Source organism: Paenibacillus sp. FSL R5-0341, assembly GCF_037975235.1.
GTDB classification, from domain to species: domain Bacteria; phylum Bacillota; class Bacilli; order Paenibacillales; family Paenibacillaceae; genus Paenibacillus; species Paenibacillus amylolyticus_A.
This window is the reverse complement of record NZ_CP150241.1, coordinates 1695343-1712275: the sequence shown is the minus strand read 5'-3', so window position 1 is coordinate 1712275 and position 16933 is coordinate 1695343. Positions and strand designations below refer to the sequence as shown.

Here is a 16933-nt window from a genome sequence, read left to right as displayed (position 1 = left end):
CTCCAATTATAAAAATATACTTTTATCTTAGATTTATAGATGATATAGTTTAAATTTTTCTAGATCTACATTGAATTTGCCTTCTATAAGTATGTCCAGTCCTAATAAACCGTTAATATTATGATATTTAAATGAAGTAAAATCTATTGGAATATCCTTTAAAACAAAATCTCCCACCTGTATTCCCTCGACACGCTTACTAAAAGCATGTTCCTTACCGCCAATTCCGTAACTTGTTATAATCTCATCCTCTACCCCAACTAGAATGCCAATATCGTCTACTTCATCCTGTGAAATCAAGGTATGACTTGCTCCCGTATCAATAACTATGTTATTGATCCTTTTTCTATTTCCGTTAAAAAGGATTATTAGTTCAGTGAATAATAGTCCTTCTCTATATTCAATTTTCATTTAAAATTTTCTCCTTAAACCTACATTCTTCCGTACCTTAACAATGACTTGATCTTTGGAAGTATGATAGACCAAGGTATTGTCCCGGCTATTTAGTAATTCTTGGGTTGCTTTTTCATCGCTTACAGGACCGATCACAGCGACCTCATCTATAACTTCTTGATTCTCTGTCTCTTCAGAATGAAGGACTTCAAACTTCACGAATTGATTCGGGTAAATTTGTTGAACCTCTTGCCATTTCATAGTCATTCCCCCTATCGTTTGATGATATTATACCACTTAGTAAACACGCACCAATCATTGAAATTTCATCTGTCCTTTAGTCATTATTGAAAAATAGAATACTATCCAATTCAACATTCAACGTAAATAGAGTGTTTATAAAGGCTTTTGATGCTTTTACTCAAACGCCTATTAACACAAAGAAGCCACCTCCCTGGCCTTCCCCAGTTCAGCAGCTTCCTTTTCACAACCCTATTCTAACCCCTACACTCAACTACTCCTTAACAGCACCAACCACGATCCCGGTTACAAAGTACCGTTGCAGGAACGGATACACAAGCAGGATCGGCAGTGCGCTGATAAAGATCTGCGAAGCCCGAATGGTCCGTTGGGACAGGTTCGCAACTGCTTCCGGATCAAGCTTCGACATGTCGGCCTGCACGATGATCGTCTGCATGAATGTCGCGAGTGGCAGTTTTTCTGCATCACGGATGTAGATGATCCCGTCAAAATATGCGTTCCAATGCCCAACCATCATGAAGAGCGAGACCGTTGCAATAACGGGTACGGAGACAGGCAGATAGATTTTGATAAACGTCTGCAAGTGACCTGCACCATCGATAAATGCAGCTTCTTCCAGGTCCTTCGGAACGGTACGGAAGAAATTGAGCAACAGAATAATGTTGAACACCGCAACCAATCCCGGCAGGATCAAGGCCAGCAATGTGTTCATCAGTCCCAGCTTCAGAATCAGGATATATCCCGGAATGAGGCCACCGCTGAACAGCATCGTGATGACAAAATACCACAGATAGATGTTACGTGCGCGGAACACCCGCGTCTCTTTGGAAAGCGCATAGGCTGCAAGCGTATTAACGATTAACGCAAGTCCAGTACCGAGCACCGTCCGCTCCACAGATACCCATAAGGAGGAGAGGAAGTTGGTATTGGCAAATGTCTTCGCATACGCCTCCAGTGTGAATCCAATCGGCCAAAATGTTACGAGACCCGCATTTGCAGGTGCAGATGCGCTAAGTGATACCATGAGTAAGTGATACAAAGGCAGCAAGCAGAGCAGTGAAAGGATGGTCAGGAACACATTGTTGAATATGCTGAATATGCGGTAAGGCATCGTTTTATGATACATTCGTTTGTCATCCTTTCTAGAAAATTCGATATCCGGCGAATCGGTAAGCCAGTCGGTACGAGATCACAATCAGGATCAGGCTGATGACCGATTTGAACAGATTCACAGCGGTAGCGAAACTGAACTGCCCACTAAGCAGACCTTCTCTATACACAAACGTATCGATAATATCTCCTTGTTGGTAAATCAACGGACTATATAAGTTAAAGATCTGGTCAAAGTTGGCGTTAAGCACATTACCCAGTGCCAGTGTTGCGATCACGATCCCAATGGGAATCAGTGCCGGGATGGTAATATACATCGTTTGCTTCCAGCGTCCTGCCCCATCCACTTCAGCCGCTTCATAAAGTGCAGGGTTAATGCCGGACAGTGCCGCGAGGAAGATGATTGTGTTGAATCCAAACTCTTTCCAGACATCACTCGCAATAATCGTGAATCGGAACCAGCTGCCATCCCCGAGGAAGAAGATCGGCTTGATGCCGAATACCGAAACCAGGAACTGATTGACAATACCCGTCTGGGCCAGAATGTCGATCAGAATGCCTGACAACGTAACCCAAGACAGAAAGTGTGGAAGATACACGAGCGTTTGAATCGTTCTTTTCAGTGCCATCTTCCGTACCTCGTTAAGCAATAAGGCAAAAATAAACGGAATGATCAGATTCATGACAATCTTCGTACAGGCAAAAAATAGCGTGTTCCACGTAATTTGCAGGAAATAATCATTTTCCCACATGTACCTGAAGTGCTTCAGTCCTACCCATTCGGAATTAAAAAATCCCAGTGCAGGTTTATAATCTTGAAATGCCATCAAAATCCCGGACATCGGAATGTATGAAAATATAAAGACCATAATGGCCGCCGGCAACACCATGAAGTGCAGAATCCATGGCTGTTTGTAGCGTTTTTTTCTCTTTTTATCCAGCTTGTTCCCAACGTTTGCCTGCGGGATCCGCTTACCCTCCAATTTAGCCTCCATAGCGCTTCTCCTGTTCCCAAAAAAAGTTTTTGTGTGTGATCGGGTTCTCTGATATAAATAGTATCAAGCCATTCTGAGGTCTGCTATATAACATTGTTAGGCTTGATAGTGTTTTGTTAGGGATATCATCGGAAGAGGTTGTTTACACACGAATTAGAAGGAGACTTTTCATGCATATATGGAAGCGCTTAATGCCATTTCAAGGTACTACCAGATCCCGATTCAGTCTGTTTGCCAAAATAAACTTGTTAATTGTGGTCTTATTCATCCCTATTCTGATCATGTACACCTACTCGAACAACGTCACCTATGATGTCGTCAGCAAAGAACTGCAGATCTCCAACACGAAACAGCTCACGTTTTTGTCCAGTCAGATCGACTCCCGAATCAATCAGATGATGGATTTCAGCCTGATTCTCTCCCGAGACCCGAATGTCAGAGCGTTCAACGGCCTTAACATGTGGGATGATCGATATGACCGGATGCAGACCCGTTATGTGATACAAGAGAAGATGATGCTGCAAACCGGTGTTACTGATATATGGCCCACCCGATATGCGGTGCATTCACAGCAGAATGAAGATGTCATCGCCAACTACAATCGAACCACAGGGTATGATGAAGCGTATTTGAAAAAGAATATGAGCGGACAATGGACCTATGGGGACCAAGGTGCGGAATCAAAAGACAAGCTGCAATCCTTCTATTGGTTCTATACCGATTCCTTGGCACAGCCGGGAATGCTCACGGGAAGTAATCTGGTGATTGAAGCGAGCTTCAGTTATGAGAATATTCAAAATATGCTGGATACGTATAAGGCTGGCGGACAAGGCGATCCTTTCTTGTATCACAAAGGAAATTCACCCATTCTCAATCGAAGCGCGGACAAGCAGTTATCTGCAGAACTCATTCAATATCTGGATACGCACTCTCCCGAAGATACCACACAGGATGTGGTCGAACTGAACGGCAAGAACTATCTGGTTAGCTCAGTAAAGTCCACTTATCTGGATTGGCATCTGGTTGATGTGATCCCGCTGTATCAGATTCTGAAACCCATCTCGCTTAGTCAGAATCTGTTCTACACCTGTATGATCCTGCTCCTGGTGGTGGGGATCTCTGCGTCAATCCTGCTGTACCGGAATGTGCAATATCCGATCAAAAAGCTGATCAAAGGCTTACGCCGCGTAGAGCAAGGAGATTATTCTGTCCGACTGCATAGCAAAAACCAGAATGAGTTCTCATTCCTGTTCCGTAGATTTAATGATATGTCCCATCAGATTCAGGATCTGATCGAGAATGTGTTCCATGAGAAAATTAGAGCCAGGGAAGCAACGCTGAAGCAGTTGCAGGCCCAGATCAATCCCCATTTCCTATATAATTGTCTTGGTTATATCATCAACATGGCCCAGATGAAGGACGAGCAAGCCGTCGTCTCCATGGCGCATAACCTAAGTGCATATTATCGCTACACCACCCGTATGGAACGGGAGACGTCGTCGCTACAAGAAGAGATCAAGCTGCTGATCAACTATCTGGATATCCAGAAGCTGCGTAATGGTAGAATTGAGTATCACATTGATATCCCTGAGGATATGCTCTCCCAGTCGGTGCCACGATTAATGCTTCAACCGATGGTCGAGAATTCCGTCATACATGGTGTAGCGAAGTCCTATTCATCCGGGGAAATCCGAATTACCGGGGAGCGTTTGAATGGTTTTGGCCGAATATACATCGACGACGATGGTCCAGGCTTAAGCCCGGAACAGTACGAAGCGCTGAACTTGAAAATGCAGGAACCTTTACAAGAAGAAATGGGCTGCGGCCTTTGGAATACGCACCAACGAATCACGCACCTGTTCGGCAGTCACTCCTACCTCCTATTCGGCCCATCCCCACTAGGCGGATTCCGAACCGAAATCATCTGGGAGATACCAAAAGAGGACACAGATTCCGATAAAGGTAATACCGATACAACTTGATACGATACTAACGATAAGTTGACTATTTGATTTTGAACGAACCATTTACACGTGAACATTTATATAAGGCCTTGTTTAAAATAAATGATTAGAATTTACGTGAACTCAAGCGAAGGATTGAAGGGATTCTGTAGAAACGAAGTGTTCGCCTTTCAAGCACCATTTTAACCTTATAATCATCTAATTCAGAAAATGGGGCTTGAACAGCGATCGAAAGAACCCTTCAAATCCGTAGCGATTTTGTTCACTTCACGTATCCTTTGATTTTAATTATTGGCCTTATATACCAACCACCAAGGGAGACATTATAATGCACATGATGATCGTAGACGATGAAGCACACTGGGTCGATAACCTGTCCATGACCAAGCCCTGGCACACGCTGGGGATCGAACATATGCATAAAGCATACTCGGCACACGAAGCACTACAAATGATCGACACCCACCCCATCGATATCGTGATCTCAGACATTCAGATGCCTGAAATGACAGGCATTGAACTGATTGAACGTATCCGCATCCGTGACAAAAAAATAAAATGCATCCTGTTATCCGGGTATTCCGAATTCGATTACGCCAAAAAAGCCATCCAGTTCGAAGCTGTAGACTATCTGCTGAAGCCCCCTACTGATGATGAATTAATGGGTGCTGTTCAGAAGGCCATCGATCAATTAAATAATGAATGGGAACTTGTCAGTTCACTGACACGGACGCAGTTTACGTTGCGAGAGAATCTCCCCCATTTGCGGGGACGACTGCTACTAGGAGCTTTACAGGGACAACGAATCGCCGCTGCCGAATGGGAGCGGAAAATCGCCAATTACGATCTGCCCTTTCATACCGGAGATGCCGCATTAATGTTGGTTCGTTTGGAAGAAGAATTCGGACACTATGACAGCAATGATCAGACCCTGATCGAATATGCGATCATCAACATGGCGGAAGAGATTATGGGTGAGTTTATGGAAGTGTGGGGCGTCAAGGAGGAGCACGGATATCTGGTTTTTTTGCTTCAGTTTAAAGATCGGAAAGGCGATATTGGCAAAGAAACCATTCTGGAGAAGCTGTCCATTCAGCTTCAATCCAAAGTAAAACAGTTTCTGAAAGGCTCCCTCTCCATCGTTATCACCGAGTGGTTCACCTTTCCGGATCAGCTCTACGATCGCTTCCGTCAGGCTTCCGCCTATTTCCGGCAGATCGTCGGAGACGAACGCGAATTCGTCATGCGTGTCAGCGATGTCGAGACACCTGCGGCGCAAGGTCCCTTGGATGTACTGTACACCCCGCCCACCTTCATTAGTCTGTTGGAAAGCGGACAATGGGATGCAGCCGAAGAGAAAATCCTCGCGGTCTGCGCAGAGCTGGATGAGAAATGGTCGGAATCCTGGGAGCACTGCATGGAGGCAGGTTTTCTTATTACGGCTTCGTTCACTAACATCGCCCATCGGAACAAGCTGACTCTGACCACTTTAATGGGCAATGATGTCGAGGATTTGCAAAGTGGGGAAGTTTTCGCTACCATCAGCAAATTGCGGAAATGGTCGCTCAGCGTGCTTGGCAAACTCAAGGAAGGCACGTCCAACGAGATCAAGGACATCCGTTCGGAGTATGTGAAGAAGATTCAGGATTTTACAGATAAGAACCTGCATCTGGATGTGTCTTTGCGTGTGCTCGCTGACCATGTCAATCTGCACCCGACCCATTTGTCCAAAATCTACAAGATCGAAACGGGCGAAGGCATCAGTGATTATATCTCGCGCCTGCGTATGGATCGGGCCTGCCACAAGCTGGTCACGACCACCAAAAAAGTGTACGAAATCAGCATGGAGATTGGTTATATGGACCCGGCATATTTTATCAAAGTGTTCAAGCGTCAATTCGGCGTTACGCCGCAAGAATACAGAGACCAGCATAAATAACATGACTGAAAACCGATCTTATTGAACATTCACTAATAGAGTCCTATCGAAACTAACAAACTCATATAGATGCCCTCCCGCCCAAATTGGTACAGTTACATTGTAGAGGTTGTTCAAAAAGTCCGCTTTTGATTACGAAGGATGCCTAGCGGCATCATCAGCATCGAATATGGGATTCAACCGAAATGTCCGTTGCTCACGTAGCTCTATCTACGCTCCGCTACTCCATTTCTAGCTTCATCCCATCTTCTCGGTACTGAAAACCGGCCTTTTTGAACACGCATTTGTAAAGATCATACACCGTAGGGGGATTGAACAATGATCAAATTCAAAACATGGTGGTCACTGCTCATGGTTATCGCGCTCATCACGATCACTGCGTGCGGCAGTGGCGAGACAGCCAGTGACAATGGTACCGATAATACGCCGGGAACTGTCGGCTCAGCGGAAGCAGAAGCTGCTTTTGCTAAAGGAAAATATGATCCACCGATCGAGTTCAGTTCGGTATTAATGCCGAAGAAATACGTGCAAGGAGATACCAAAGAAAATAACGTGCACGATCGCTGGATGCTCGAAACGCTGGGTATGAAACACAAAGATACTTGGTATCCGGCCAATGACGATCAATACAGACAAAAGCTGCAACTGGCTATCGCCTCTGGCGAAAAGCTGCCTGATTTCGTAACGGTACCCACCAATGCGGTACTGACGAATCAGCTGATCGACTCCGGTCAATTCATCGCCATCGATGAGTTGTTCGACAAGTACGCGAGTCAGACTCTGAAAGATCACGCAGCAGCACATCCTGAACTGTGGTATCCGTTCACCAAGGACGGCAAGAAATACAACATGCCGATCATGGAGTACACCGACAACGACGATACACTGCTCTGGCTCCGCGAGGACTGGATGGAGAAGCTGAACCTGGAAGCTCCGAAAACTATCGCGGATCTTGAGAACATCATGGACAAATTCAAAAACGAAAACCCGGACGGTCTGTCTCCAGACAAAGTATTCCCGCTGGCGATCTCGCTGAAAAATAACACCAACACCTGGATGGGTCAGCTCGACTGGTTGTTCGGTGCATACGGCACAATTGAGGAGCAATGGAACAAAGACGCAAACGGCAACCTCGAGTACGGCTCCGTTAACCCGGGTGCCAAACAAGCTCTTGCCAAGCTGGCTGAATGGATGGATAAAGGTTATATCCACGCTGACTCCGCTCTGTGGGACGAAGGCAAATCCGCTGAAAGCTGGACAGCTGGCAAAGCGGGCATTCTGCCTGGCGCAAACTGGGTACCGGACTGGCCTGCACCTGACCTGCTGAAGAACGTACCTGGCTCAAAGTATAAAGCTTACCCTGTGCCAGCTGGCCCAGACGGCAAGATCGGTACGAAGTGGCAGAACTCTGGTGTCAACGCAAGTATCATGATCAACAAAGATGCGAAGCATCCAGAAGCCATCTTCTTGTATTACAACTACCTGCTGGACAACCTCGCGAACCCGAAAGCGGGCAGTGAGTATGAATACGGCTTCGCCAAAGGTTACGACTGGGATATCATTGACGGACAACCGACCAGTGACAAAGAGAAGATCAAAGACTTCTCCAACGAATTCCCTTTCCTGACCGGCCCAGCACGTATCCCGGATCTGTACATGAAAACACTCGTGAAGCTGGCCAACGGCGAGAAGCCTGAAACACCTTACGAGAAACAAATGGCCGAATTCCGTAAACCGGAAAACTGGTATGCTGGTAAAGTCGTTATGTCCCAGATCGACGTCCGTAAACAAAACTATTTCACTGGCGCTGCAACACCAACCATGGTATCCAAATGGAACCTGCTCCGCCAGTCCGAGATGGAAACCTTCAACAAAATCATCTACGGCAATTTGCCAATTGATGCCTTTGACCAATTCGTCGCCAACTGGAAATCCAATGGCGGTGATCAGATCACGCAAGAAGTGAATGATTGGTTTAAATCGGTAAGTGCGAAGTAAGAGTTGAAGAAGTAACACGGTTCAAAATAATCAAAAAAACAAGCCGAAGCGTGCATTGCCATCGCTTCGGCTTGTTTTTCTATATTTAGGTATCCTAGCACTTTAAAATACAGGAACTTCAACAGAATCTGTGCCCATAACTCTCTTTCCATCTTTCTCGTCTGATCCGACCTCAATACCAATTTTCAATGACTCAGAGGTGGACATCCCCTTTTTATCGGGACTTAATTCGATCACAATCGTTCCAGTACCTCCGCCATTTGCTATGTAATTTCGTTCTCTCCCAATTTCAATCATCGTGCGCCATGAAGAGTCATCAGAAGAATTCATCCAAGTGGATACATACTCAGCAGGCTTCAACTTCGATTGATGTTCAGGATAACTGCTGGTGATGCTGGCGACACTCCATTGATCAGGGAGATAAAATGCAACACCACCCCAGTCAGTAGGGTCAATCTCTACATGTGCTACTATCTTGATATGATCAATATGCTCCTTCTCACCCTCAACGAATATCGACCCTTCTGTCATAGTCTTTAAATTCGTTGATTTGGCATCCAGATCAAAGTTTTTGACGTGAATGATATTGCCATTAACCACTGGCTCATTGGCTTCATTTTTATTGGTATTTAAAAAAAGCAGAATAAACACAATCGCAATAAACATAAAAAGCAGGATTAAGTATTTAGATTTTTTTTTCATATAACCATACCTCACTTCTGCCTTTGTTTCTTTAAGCTTAACACATCATTAACGCCCTCCTTTCCTTAATTTAGAATTTGGAAAATTGAGCATTAAAACCGGAGCCGAAGCGATAGATTCGCGCTTCGGCTCCGGTTTTTAAGTTAAGATCAAGGCAGCTTCCCCTGACTTATGGGTTCGCCTTAGTGGATCAAGCCTCTGTATCGGTCTCCTCTGACATCGACTTCGACTGACCCAGCAAGGATACTGTGAGCTGAATGCCATCTCGTAGTCCCTGCATATACAACCGCTCATTTTCTATGCCTTTGCTGACAATATAACGATTCTCCCACTCGATATATTCAGGTGTTTGCTCGACATCATTACCTGCAAACAAAACTTCAAATGCTTCGTCTGTTCCCCCACGTACTCGACTCAGTTCAGGATCATGTTCAATCCGGGCAGTCACCTCATCCAGCCTTGCTTGAATCGCTCGTTGCATCCACTGTGGAAAATCCATTGCTTCTCCTCCCCTACGCATTATGTACCTCGCTCATCATCGTACAACTCGGTTATGTCTCGCCTTCATTCCACTCACTCGTGCCACCAGTTCATCCACCCTTCGGCTCTGTTCCTGAACCTCGGGATTGTCCCATAACGGAATCGCTTGCTTCAAGGATGCCTCACCAAGCTGATTAAGCTTGCGCCGTTCCTCTTCCAATAAGTCAAGCAACCGGCTCATACATCCACCTCTCTGATGGGTCTAAACTGCGCCATATCTTGGTAATCCTAGACGTGAGCAGTCAGTTTTAATGCGAATATCGGTTTATTTCATTTTAATTCGATATCCGCATTAAAACAACCATTATTTCTCATACAATTTGGTTGAAATGAGGGGTGTACATAATGAAGCATAGACAAGAACCGCCTGGCGACAAAAACATCATCGGCTCCCGAGTCGTATCTATTCGTAAAAGTAAGGGCATCAAACAACGAGAATTCCTCGCCAAATTGCAAACATTGGGTTTGGATATCAGTCAGACCAGTCTTTCACGTTTAGAGGGTCAGTATCGTCTTGTTCAAGATTATGAAGTGGTGGTAATTGCGAAAGCTTTGGAGGTTTCTGTGGGGTATTTGCTTGGAGAGTCTGAGTAAATGAGGTGAAAAGTGAGCGTTATCTATCCAGATGTACCTTAACATAATCATTTCAAAATGCATTGCTCCAATTTCAAGAATAAAACCGCAAATAGTGTTAATTTTCTTTACGTGTGAAGATCAATGTTTCAATACCGTTTAAGTATCATCTTTTATACTCATAATGATACTTTTGTGATCTAAGAATTATTCAAAATTAGGAGAGGAATGAGTTTATTGGATACGTTTAATATTATAGCCACTCTAATTATTGCTTTGATAGGAAGTATAGTCGTACCAATAGTAATTATGATTAAGCAAAATAAAGAAAAGGTAAGATTGAAATTGAGGGTGAAGTTAGCGTTAAGCAACTTAGGAGCGGGAGAAGAACACAGGTATCAGTATGTAATATTGAATACTTCTCAAAGATCTACGTATATTTCCGAAGTATACATAGAATTATACGAATTCAACAAATTTATAGATCGAATAAAGTATATACCACAAGTTGAAAGTTCAGACGGAGATGAAATTAATAGAAACGTTTTGCCTAATACATCTTCAATAGGATGGTTACCAGAAAGTGAAGATTATAAAAATCCAAATATTTTTATACGGTTAGCAGTTTACACACAAGATTTAGAAGTTTTCAAATCTGACTTTTTCGATCCAAGGATAAGTGCACAACTTAGTGAATTCAAAGTAAAAAAACTAAAAATGAAACATCAATAATTTTACACTTTATAATGATACTGCGATATATCAATTATGGTGTCTGATCTTGCTGTCTAACTTTAAACTCTTTCTAATATGTCATCCCCGATTCATCTTCCAGTAAGTATATAAAAAGTCATAGCAAAGACTTTTTTTTCAAAGTGTCTTTGCTATGGAACTAACTCAGGCTGCCCCTCTGTATTCACAACGCCAAGCATAAGCATAGGCCTGTCAGAGACTGCTTAGAAATTCTTCTTATCGACTACGGATTGTAATATTAATTTATACATTGTTAGACGATGTTTCAAAAGTTTTCCTATATAGAATACTAAGGATTTGTATAGAATAGATGTTATCTGAAAACAGAAAGAATTAACGGTATTAATGAGATTAATGTCCCTATGATACCTACAATTCCTAAGATTTGAACTATTGGAGACTGAGAGAGTTCATTTATTTTATATTTTAATTGATTGTTTTCTGTTCGAAGGTTTTTCTTAATGATTCTACTAAACACGTTACTAAAAAAATATACTTTGCACATTGTTGAATTGTGTAACTTAACAAATTCTTTCGCCTTATATGCCCTAACCTCTTCTTCACCCGTCAAAAAATTACGGTCTCTCCCACCATTTAACTCCATTAAACTTAACATCTTTGGATCTTTTGCAAAGTTATCTCCATAAATCTTTCTCACAATTTTAGAAAGGTTGTAACGCTTATTTTCATTAATTCGGTAAGCATCTTTTTTAGAGAGCACTTTAAATCGGTGTTCCAACGCTTCAAATCCGAAATTACTATTGGTCATATTCCAATGTATCCAATTGGCAGCATTACCTCGTTCAGCTGCAAAAGCAAAGAATTTATCAAGCATTTGTTCTTCAATCTTATCATAATGTTCAAATATTTCTTCTCTCTTAATATCCAGCTCTTCAGCAACGAGTTGCATTGAAAAGCTGTACATTTGCTTACTCTGATAATGTAAAACAGCAATCGAGGTGATACGCGGGGAATATCCCTCATTATCATCACTTAAATTTTGACATGAGTAGTGGATGAAATAAGTATTTTCTTTATCTTTCCATAAGCTTTTTACTTTCTCTTTATATTCATTCAACTTCTAAACCTCCCTTCTTTTAAGCAGGCTTATTATTTAGATAAGCAAGAAATATTATAACAATATAAGAGAGCTTTCATCAAATATATTGATTCAATTATGTTGAATGTAGCATTCCTGCATTCCTAATAATCAAATCGATCAAGACTCAGAGAGCCAGACTTAGCCAATTGATATATTGCTAGATTAAAACTAAAGGAACCGCCGCTTGAGCTCACTTTCAACAGTTATATTCATAAGTTCTTATTTAATTAAAAGGACTGATATAAAAACGTACATCATTGTTTAATGCTTTCTTCAAAAGCTGACTTTGATTCAATATATTTCTCAGCCCTCTAATCCATTGATTTCTATTAATCTCATATATAAGAATCCACTTATCTCCGTAAATAGATTCATTATTTAATTTCGCTTTCAATTGATCAGTGCTACTTTGAATTTCAATCTCTCTATTTAGACTTTGCTTTTGTACATAATCCAAAGCCATAATTGTAGAAAGTGGTTCAGAATAATTGATGATGCTCACAAGATTTTCAACTTCAATTGGCATATTGAGAGAACCCATAACAGAAAGCAACCATATAGTTTCAAGCTCATGCTTATAATTAAGACAACTTTCTAATATATTGTTTATATTGTGTTGTATACTTCTATCGAAAGTGAAGTTGTTATTCAATATGACATTATGCACATATTCGGCCATATTAGGAAATGTAAGAATCATATTAACTAAATGAGAGAAAACAAGCTTTTTCTCTTTCTGCGGAATAGTATGACTACTTAAAATTTTCAATCCGTATTTCAAAACCCCTTTATTATTATTTTGATGAAGTTCTATCATTTTTTCTATATATTTCAAGTATCCATCCTTAGAAAAATCGTGTTCTTTTAAAGCTTTAGCAAAGTCCTGATTCAGTTGATATGGATACTTATTAACTTGAGTCTTTTCAGTATTAATATGTAATTTATAATCATAAAGAATATTTTGAAAAAAAGGGATGAATTCATTTATCTCGCTTTCATTTCGAAAATAGAAATTATAATCATCGACATAACGTTTAAAATGGTACCCTTCACTATTTAAAATTTCATCAATGGAAGTTAAAATAACCTCTGAAACTATTCGAGAACTTAGAGGGCCTGTTGGGATTCCCTTAGTTTCATTATTATTTATAGATCTAACTAATTTATCAAATTCGTCATAGCTTTTATATGTTATATCTCTATACTTTGGCTGCTTTTTAAGTTCATTTTTTGAATCTTCCTTACCGTATAAGGCCCATGTTAGACTATGCGTATAGATGTTCTCGTAACATTTACTAAGATCTATTTTCAAAAGATATTTGTAACCAGCAGAATAAATAGTGCGGTCATGATAATTCTTTATAAATCTGGAAAAAACCTTGTATCCTTTGATTTGATTAGGGGAAATGATATTAGAATACGAATGTTGATTTTGGCGAAGCTTATATTCTATAACTCTTCTATGTTTTTCAATAGCTTCACATAGCATAAAGTACATATCTAAATGAGGGAGAGCTATAATTCTTCTTTCAAGGTCACTCTTGTAACTTGAAATAAATAAACAAGGAGTAAACTCAATCTTTTTAGATTTTAAACTTGTTGAGTTCAATTCTATAATTGATGGATTATTTTTAAGAAAATCTGCTATTTCAATACTTGTGAATACTTGAGATGGCAGATTGTCCGAAAAAAATCCACACTTAATTAAATTATACATTGTTAATCTCATCATAAATCTCCATTCATTTTTTTATAGATCTCATTTTGTTATATTTCTGTGGTATAACGTTTCGTATTCATGAAAACGAATGGGGTTTCCTACTGATTTCAATTCTAGAAATGCCTCTTAAGACCAAGGGCCACCAGGACCATTGCGTGAATAATTTGTATTATATTATCGGGGCCATCTTCGAATAATCAAATCAACCATTTTTTGTTTTTCTTTTCTTTCTTTTTTCTTTCTCCTTCTAAAAATTCCTCAAATGTTGGTCGCATCATACCTCCAACAAGGATAGATGAAATAATTTGTAATGGCGCTAATAATGTGTTTTTTAAACTCTTTAATCTGAGCTTCTTGTATCGAACTATATCGATTCGACCATTAGGAGATAAATTTATATTGTACCTTATTAACATTCGTTCTCCGGTTATTGTTTCCCAGTATAATAATAGTTTATCAAATCTTATCACTTCTTTTTCATATATGAAGTTTATGTTTTGACCAGGTTCCAGTTCAAATGTTTCACTCTCTGTTAGTTTATATCTATCTTTAAATATTTCAAAAATTATTCCTGTGGGGTCTTTATTTGGATCGATTTTCTTAAAAATATTGGTATTAATAAATAATTTAATATTTATCGCAATCCCTGGACCGAAATTTTTAACAATCAGTTGATTCCCTTCATCGTTTATCTTTAGTGGCCTTAAAAAAGATTTATGGGACGAGTGTATGATCTTATAAGTTGCAACTACATAAATAATTGTAACCGCAAGTAAAAAAATAGAGCTTATGGTCTGTAAAACAACACCATAGTCTTGGAAAAAAGATAATATTAGTGCTTTCATAGAATCACCTATAATCAAATTATTTTCCCCGATTACTTATAACGTTCTTGTATTCACGAACTGATAGACGTTTTAGTGAGTCAGATTGGACTGATCTTGTTTTATTTAGTGTGTTTTCAATTTTTGGATTTATTGCTTCTTGCGTATTTTTAATACTCATAAAAAATCTCCTTTGACCTTGGATCATTGCGGAAGTAGAGATGAGCACAGTAAATTCAATAATCAACCTCTATTTAATGTCATCTTTGCACAATCTACACTATCAATCAATTTGTTCTGATGAATAACAATAAACAAATGAACCAGATGGTATTTCCTCCGGGGATATCTCTTTCCCCAAACATATACCGATATTCTTTTTACCAGCTATAGAATGATTAATTTGAGTAGAAATGACTCCATACACTTGCTCTTCCCCATCCGTTTTTTTTATGATAATCTGTTTACCGATCATCTCTTTGATTGTTGACGGAAGTAGTTCATCCAACTCTTCATTGGCCCCCATGACGATGGTTCCGAATTCCGGAGTATCGAAGACTAACCCCACGCCAAACAGTATTTTAGTTTCCATTGTATGGCCTCCTTATCTCTGATCTATGAATAGCTCGCCTTTCACATCTCGCACTCTGAGATCGGCATTACGAAGTCTAACCATCGCATCTCTCAATAAAGCATACCGTTCAGTAGAATTGAGTTCAGGAGCAAACCTTGCTGCCCGGATACTTGCCTGAGCCTCATCAAGAGCATAGTTTCTTTTGATGACTTCAGGAGGAAGATCATAAAGTGGGAACGATCTGCCTGCGATAGAAGCCTCATAGTGCCCAATAATCTCGTGAGCTAGTGTAGCATTCATTGAAATGCGTGTATTCGCACTCAAAGTCCCTACTCCCGGGGCTGCTGCTGGTAAGACATCCGTATTGATGACCAAGCGATTATACATCATGCCTGTATTCCAGGTATCATAATAACCAGGTTGTGCGATTAAGATATTTTCTTCGGGGAAATCAAGCTTGTTCAAGTAACTCTTTATCTCAATCTTTTGGTTATCCGTCAGCGGAAGCTCATTGCGTTGTCCGTCACTTAAAATCTGTCTAAAATCCACTGCGCCCTCATATTTAACAGGGGTATCGATATGCAGCTTTGGTTTGAAAACAGAGCTTACCCCTAATACCATACCACCTGTACCAAGTATACTTGCCCAATGTTCACTTGACCAAGCATTTGTAGGCAAAACGGCTTCCCTAATCGTTCCATGGACTCCAAATGTCAACCAGTTCAGTGTGTCTTGAGGCGACTCTAAAGCTTTGTCAGCTCGATCAACATACCCGTTTACGAGTCCACTTGGAATACCAAATGTCCAGTAATCCAGAAATCCGCCTACACTATCATATCTCTTCTGATATCGGTCATCTGCCGATTGTATAAATGCTTGTCCTAGCTCTTTTAAACTATCTACAGACTTCTCAACTGCATTCCGATCGTCTACACCTTCCTGTGGGCCACAAGCATTCGGTGGTGGTGGTAAACAGTTTATGTCTACTTGCCCTTCCGACCCGTGATCAGCTTGGAGAAATCGTTCTCCATGGTTATGTAACACAGTTGATATTGAACTCATAAGTGTGACAACTTCAGTCATAACAATCTGTGACTTCTTGAAATCATAGTAGAACCTTTCTCTAGTACTCCCATCCCAGTTCGCTTCAATATCAGTCATACTTCGCAGAAGACTTTCATTCATGTGTTGAAGAGTAGTATAAGCTGTAGAGAACTGTTTACTAATTGCGAAAAGTTGCTCTGGCGTAACCATAATTCTCGTCATAGAATACCTCACACCTACTAAAGAAATATTTAGTTTCTGAATTCAGGGAATATCTGGATTTTACCGTTCATTTATTAACTGTGTCAAATACCTGTAGCAATAAGCCAGTGAGAGATCTAAACTAGAGCCCTGATCATTTTTGTTGTTACCTTTGACTTTGTTTATATACTTGTCCAACTAATTTAAAGACAGCAGGTCCCGATAAGGAACTGCTGCCTT

The 16933-nt window shown here is 40.7% G+C and carries 17 protein-coding genes; 5 read left to right on the top strand and 12 right to left on the bottom strand.

What is annotated here, in order from left to right; all coding sequences use genetic code 11:
* Positions 1 to 33: 33 nt before the first annotated feature.
* From MKX75_RS07705 to MKX75_RS07690, 4 genes are all read right to left on the bottom strand, one after another.
* Positions 34 to 411: a retropepsin-like aspartic protease gene (locus MKX75_RS07705; protein WP_062833276.1), complete on the bottom strand. Its 378-nt coding sequence runs from the start codon at positions 409 to 411 to the stop codon at positions 34 to 36.
* The gene (locus MKX75_RS07700) at positions 412 to 654 is read right to left on the bottom strand and encodes a hypothetical protein (RefSeq protein ID WP_339169141.1); all 243 of its coding nucleotides are present in this window, start codon (positions 652 to 654) and stop codon (positions 412 to 414) included. It lies immediately after the preceding gene.
* Positions 655 to 907: 253 nt separating this feature from the next.
* Positions 908 to 1780: a carbohydrate ABC transporter permease gene (locus MKX75_RS07695; RefSeq protein ID WP_076330123.1), complete on the bottom strand. Its 873-nt coding sequence runs from the start codon at positions 1778 to 1780 to the stop codon at positions 908 to 910.
* 16 nt (positions 1781 to 1796) lie between these two features.
* The gene (locus tag MKX75_RS07690; protein WP_175623691.1) at positions 1797 to 2654 is read right to left on the bottom strand and encodes an ABC transporter permease subunit; all 858 of its coding nucleotides are present in this window, start codon (positions 2652 to 2654) and stop codon (positions 1797 to 1799) included.
* Positions 2655 to 2929: 275 nt separating this feature from the next.
* Here MKX75_RS07690 and MKX75_RS07685 point away from each other — a divergent pair, with 275 nt between their 5' ends.
* From MKX75_RS07685 to MKX75_RS07675, 3 genes are all read left to right on the top strand, one after another.
* Complete coding sequence (locus tag MKX75_RS07685) at positions 2930 to 4741, top strand: histidine kinase (protein WP_339169140.1); 1812 nt, start codon at positions 2930 to 2932, stop codon at positions 4739 to 4741.
* Between the two features lie 310 nt (positions 4742 to 5051).
* Positions 5052 to 6662, top strand: a complete 1611-nt coding sequence (locus tag MKX75_RS07680; protein ID WP_339169138.1) for a response regulator — start codon at positions 5052 to 5054, stop codon at positions 6660 to 6662.
* A 318-nt stretch (positions 6663 to 6980) separates the two neighbouring features.
* The gene (locus tag MKX75_RS07675; protein ID WP_100529643.1) at positions 6981 to 8660 is read left to right on the top strand and encodes an ABC transporter substrate-binding protein; all 1680 of its coding nucleotides are present in this window, start codon (positions 6981 to 6983) and stop codon (positions 8658 to 8660) included.
* A 102-nt stretch (positions 8661 to 8762) separates the two neighbouring features.
* On the opposite strand, the gene MKX75_RS07670 is transcribed toward MKX75_RS07675, so the two are convergent.
* The 3 genes from MKX75_RS07670 to MKX75_RS07660 all read right to left on the bottom strand — a co-directional run bounded on the left by MKX75_RS07670 (position 8763) and on the right by MKX75_RS07660 (position 10083).
* On the bottom strand, positions 8763 to 9362 hold the full coding sequence (locus MKX75_RS07670) for a hypothetical protein (protein ID WP_339169137.1): 600 nt from the start codon (positions 9360 to 9362) through the stop codon (positions 8763 to 8765).
* 190 nt (positions 9363 to 9552) lie between these two features.
* Positions 9553 to 9861 carry a hypothetical protein gene (locus tag MKX75_RS07665; RefSeq protein WP_339169136.1) on the bottom strand — a complete coding sequence of 103 codons (309 nt, stop codon included), beginning with the start codon at positions 9859 to 9861 and terminating at the stop codon, positions 9553 to 9555.
* A gap of 36 nt (positions 9862 to 9897) precedes the next feature.
* Positions 9898 to 10083: an aspartyl-phosphate phosphatase Spo0E family protein gene (locus MKX75_RS07660; protein ID WP_339169134.1), complete on the bottom strand. Its 186-nt coding sequence runs from the start codon at positions 10081 to 10083 to the stop codon at positions 9898 to 9900.
* A gap of 164 nt (positions 10084 to 10247) precedes the next feature.
* Between MKX75_RS07660 and MKX75_RS07655 the strand changes: the two genes are divergently transcribed.
* Together MKX75_RS07655 and MKX75_RS07650 are read left to right on the top strand one after the other, a co-directional pair.
* Positions 10248 to 10496, top strand: coding sequence for a helix-turn-helix transcriptional regulator (locus MKX75_RS07655; RefSeq protein WP_339169133.1), 249 nt, complete (start codon positions 10248 to 10250; stop codon positions 10494 to 10496).
* A gap of 207 nt (positions 10497 to 10703) precedes the next feature.
* Complete coding sequence (locus MKX75_RS07650; RefSeq protein ID WP_339169132.1) at positions 10704 to 11207, top strand: hypothetical protein; 504 nt, start codon at positions 10704 to 10706, stop codon at positions 11205 to 11207.
* 334 nt (positions 11208 to 11541) lie between these two features.
* On the opposite strand, the gene MKX75_RS07645 is transcribed toward MKX75_RS07650, so the two are convergent.
* The 5 genes from MKX75_RS07645 to MKX75_RS07625 all read right to left on the bottom strand — a co-directional run bounded on the left by MKX75_RS07645 (position 11542) and on the right by MKX75_RS07625 (position 16714).
* Entirely contained in the window at positions 11542 to 12306 is a 765-nt protein-coding gene (locus MKX75_RS07645; RefSeq protein WP_339169130.1) for a hypothetical protein, read from the bottom strand.
* A gap of 247 nt (positions 12307 to 12553) precedes the next feature.
* Entirely contained in the window at positions 12554 to 14047 is a 1494-nt protein-coding gene (locus tag MKX75_RS07640; protein ID WP_339169128.1) for an RNA-directed DNA polymerase, read from the bottom strand.
* Between the two features lie 200 nt (positions 14048 to 14247).
* Complete coding sequence (locus MKX75_RS07635; protein WP_339169127.1) at positions 14248 to 14895, bottom strand: hypothetical protein; 648 nt, start codon at positions 14893 to 14895, stop codon at positions 14248 to 14250.
* Between the two features lie 262 nt (positions 14896 to 15157).
* Positions 15158 to 15466, bottom strand: a complete 309-nt coding sequence (locus MKX75_RS07630) for a hypothetical protein (RefSeq protein ID WP_339169125.1) — start codon at positions 15464 to 15466, stop codon at positions 15158 to 15160.
* Between the two features lie 12 nt (positions 15467 to 15478).
* Positions 15479 to 16714 carry a WXG100 family type VII secretion target gene (locus MKX75_RS07625; RefSeq protein WP_339169123.1) on the bottom strand — a complete coding sequence of 412 codons (1236 nt, stop codon included), beginning with the start codon at positions 16712 to 16714 and terminating at the stop codon, positions 15479 to 15481.
* Positions 16715 to 16933 lie beyond the last annotated feature (219 nt).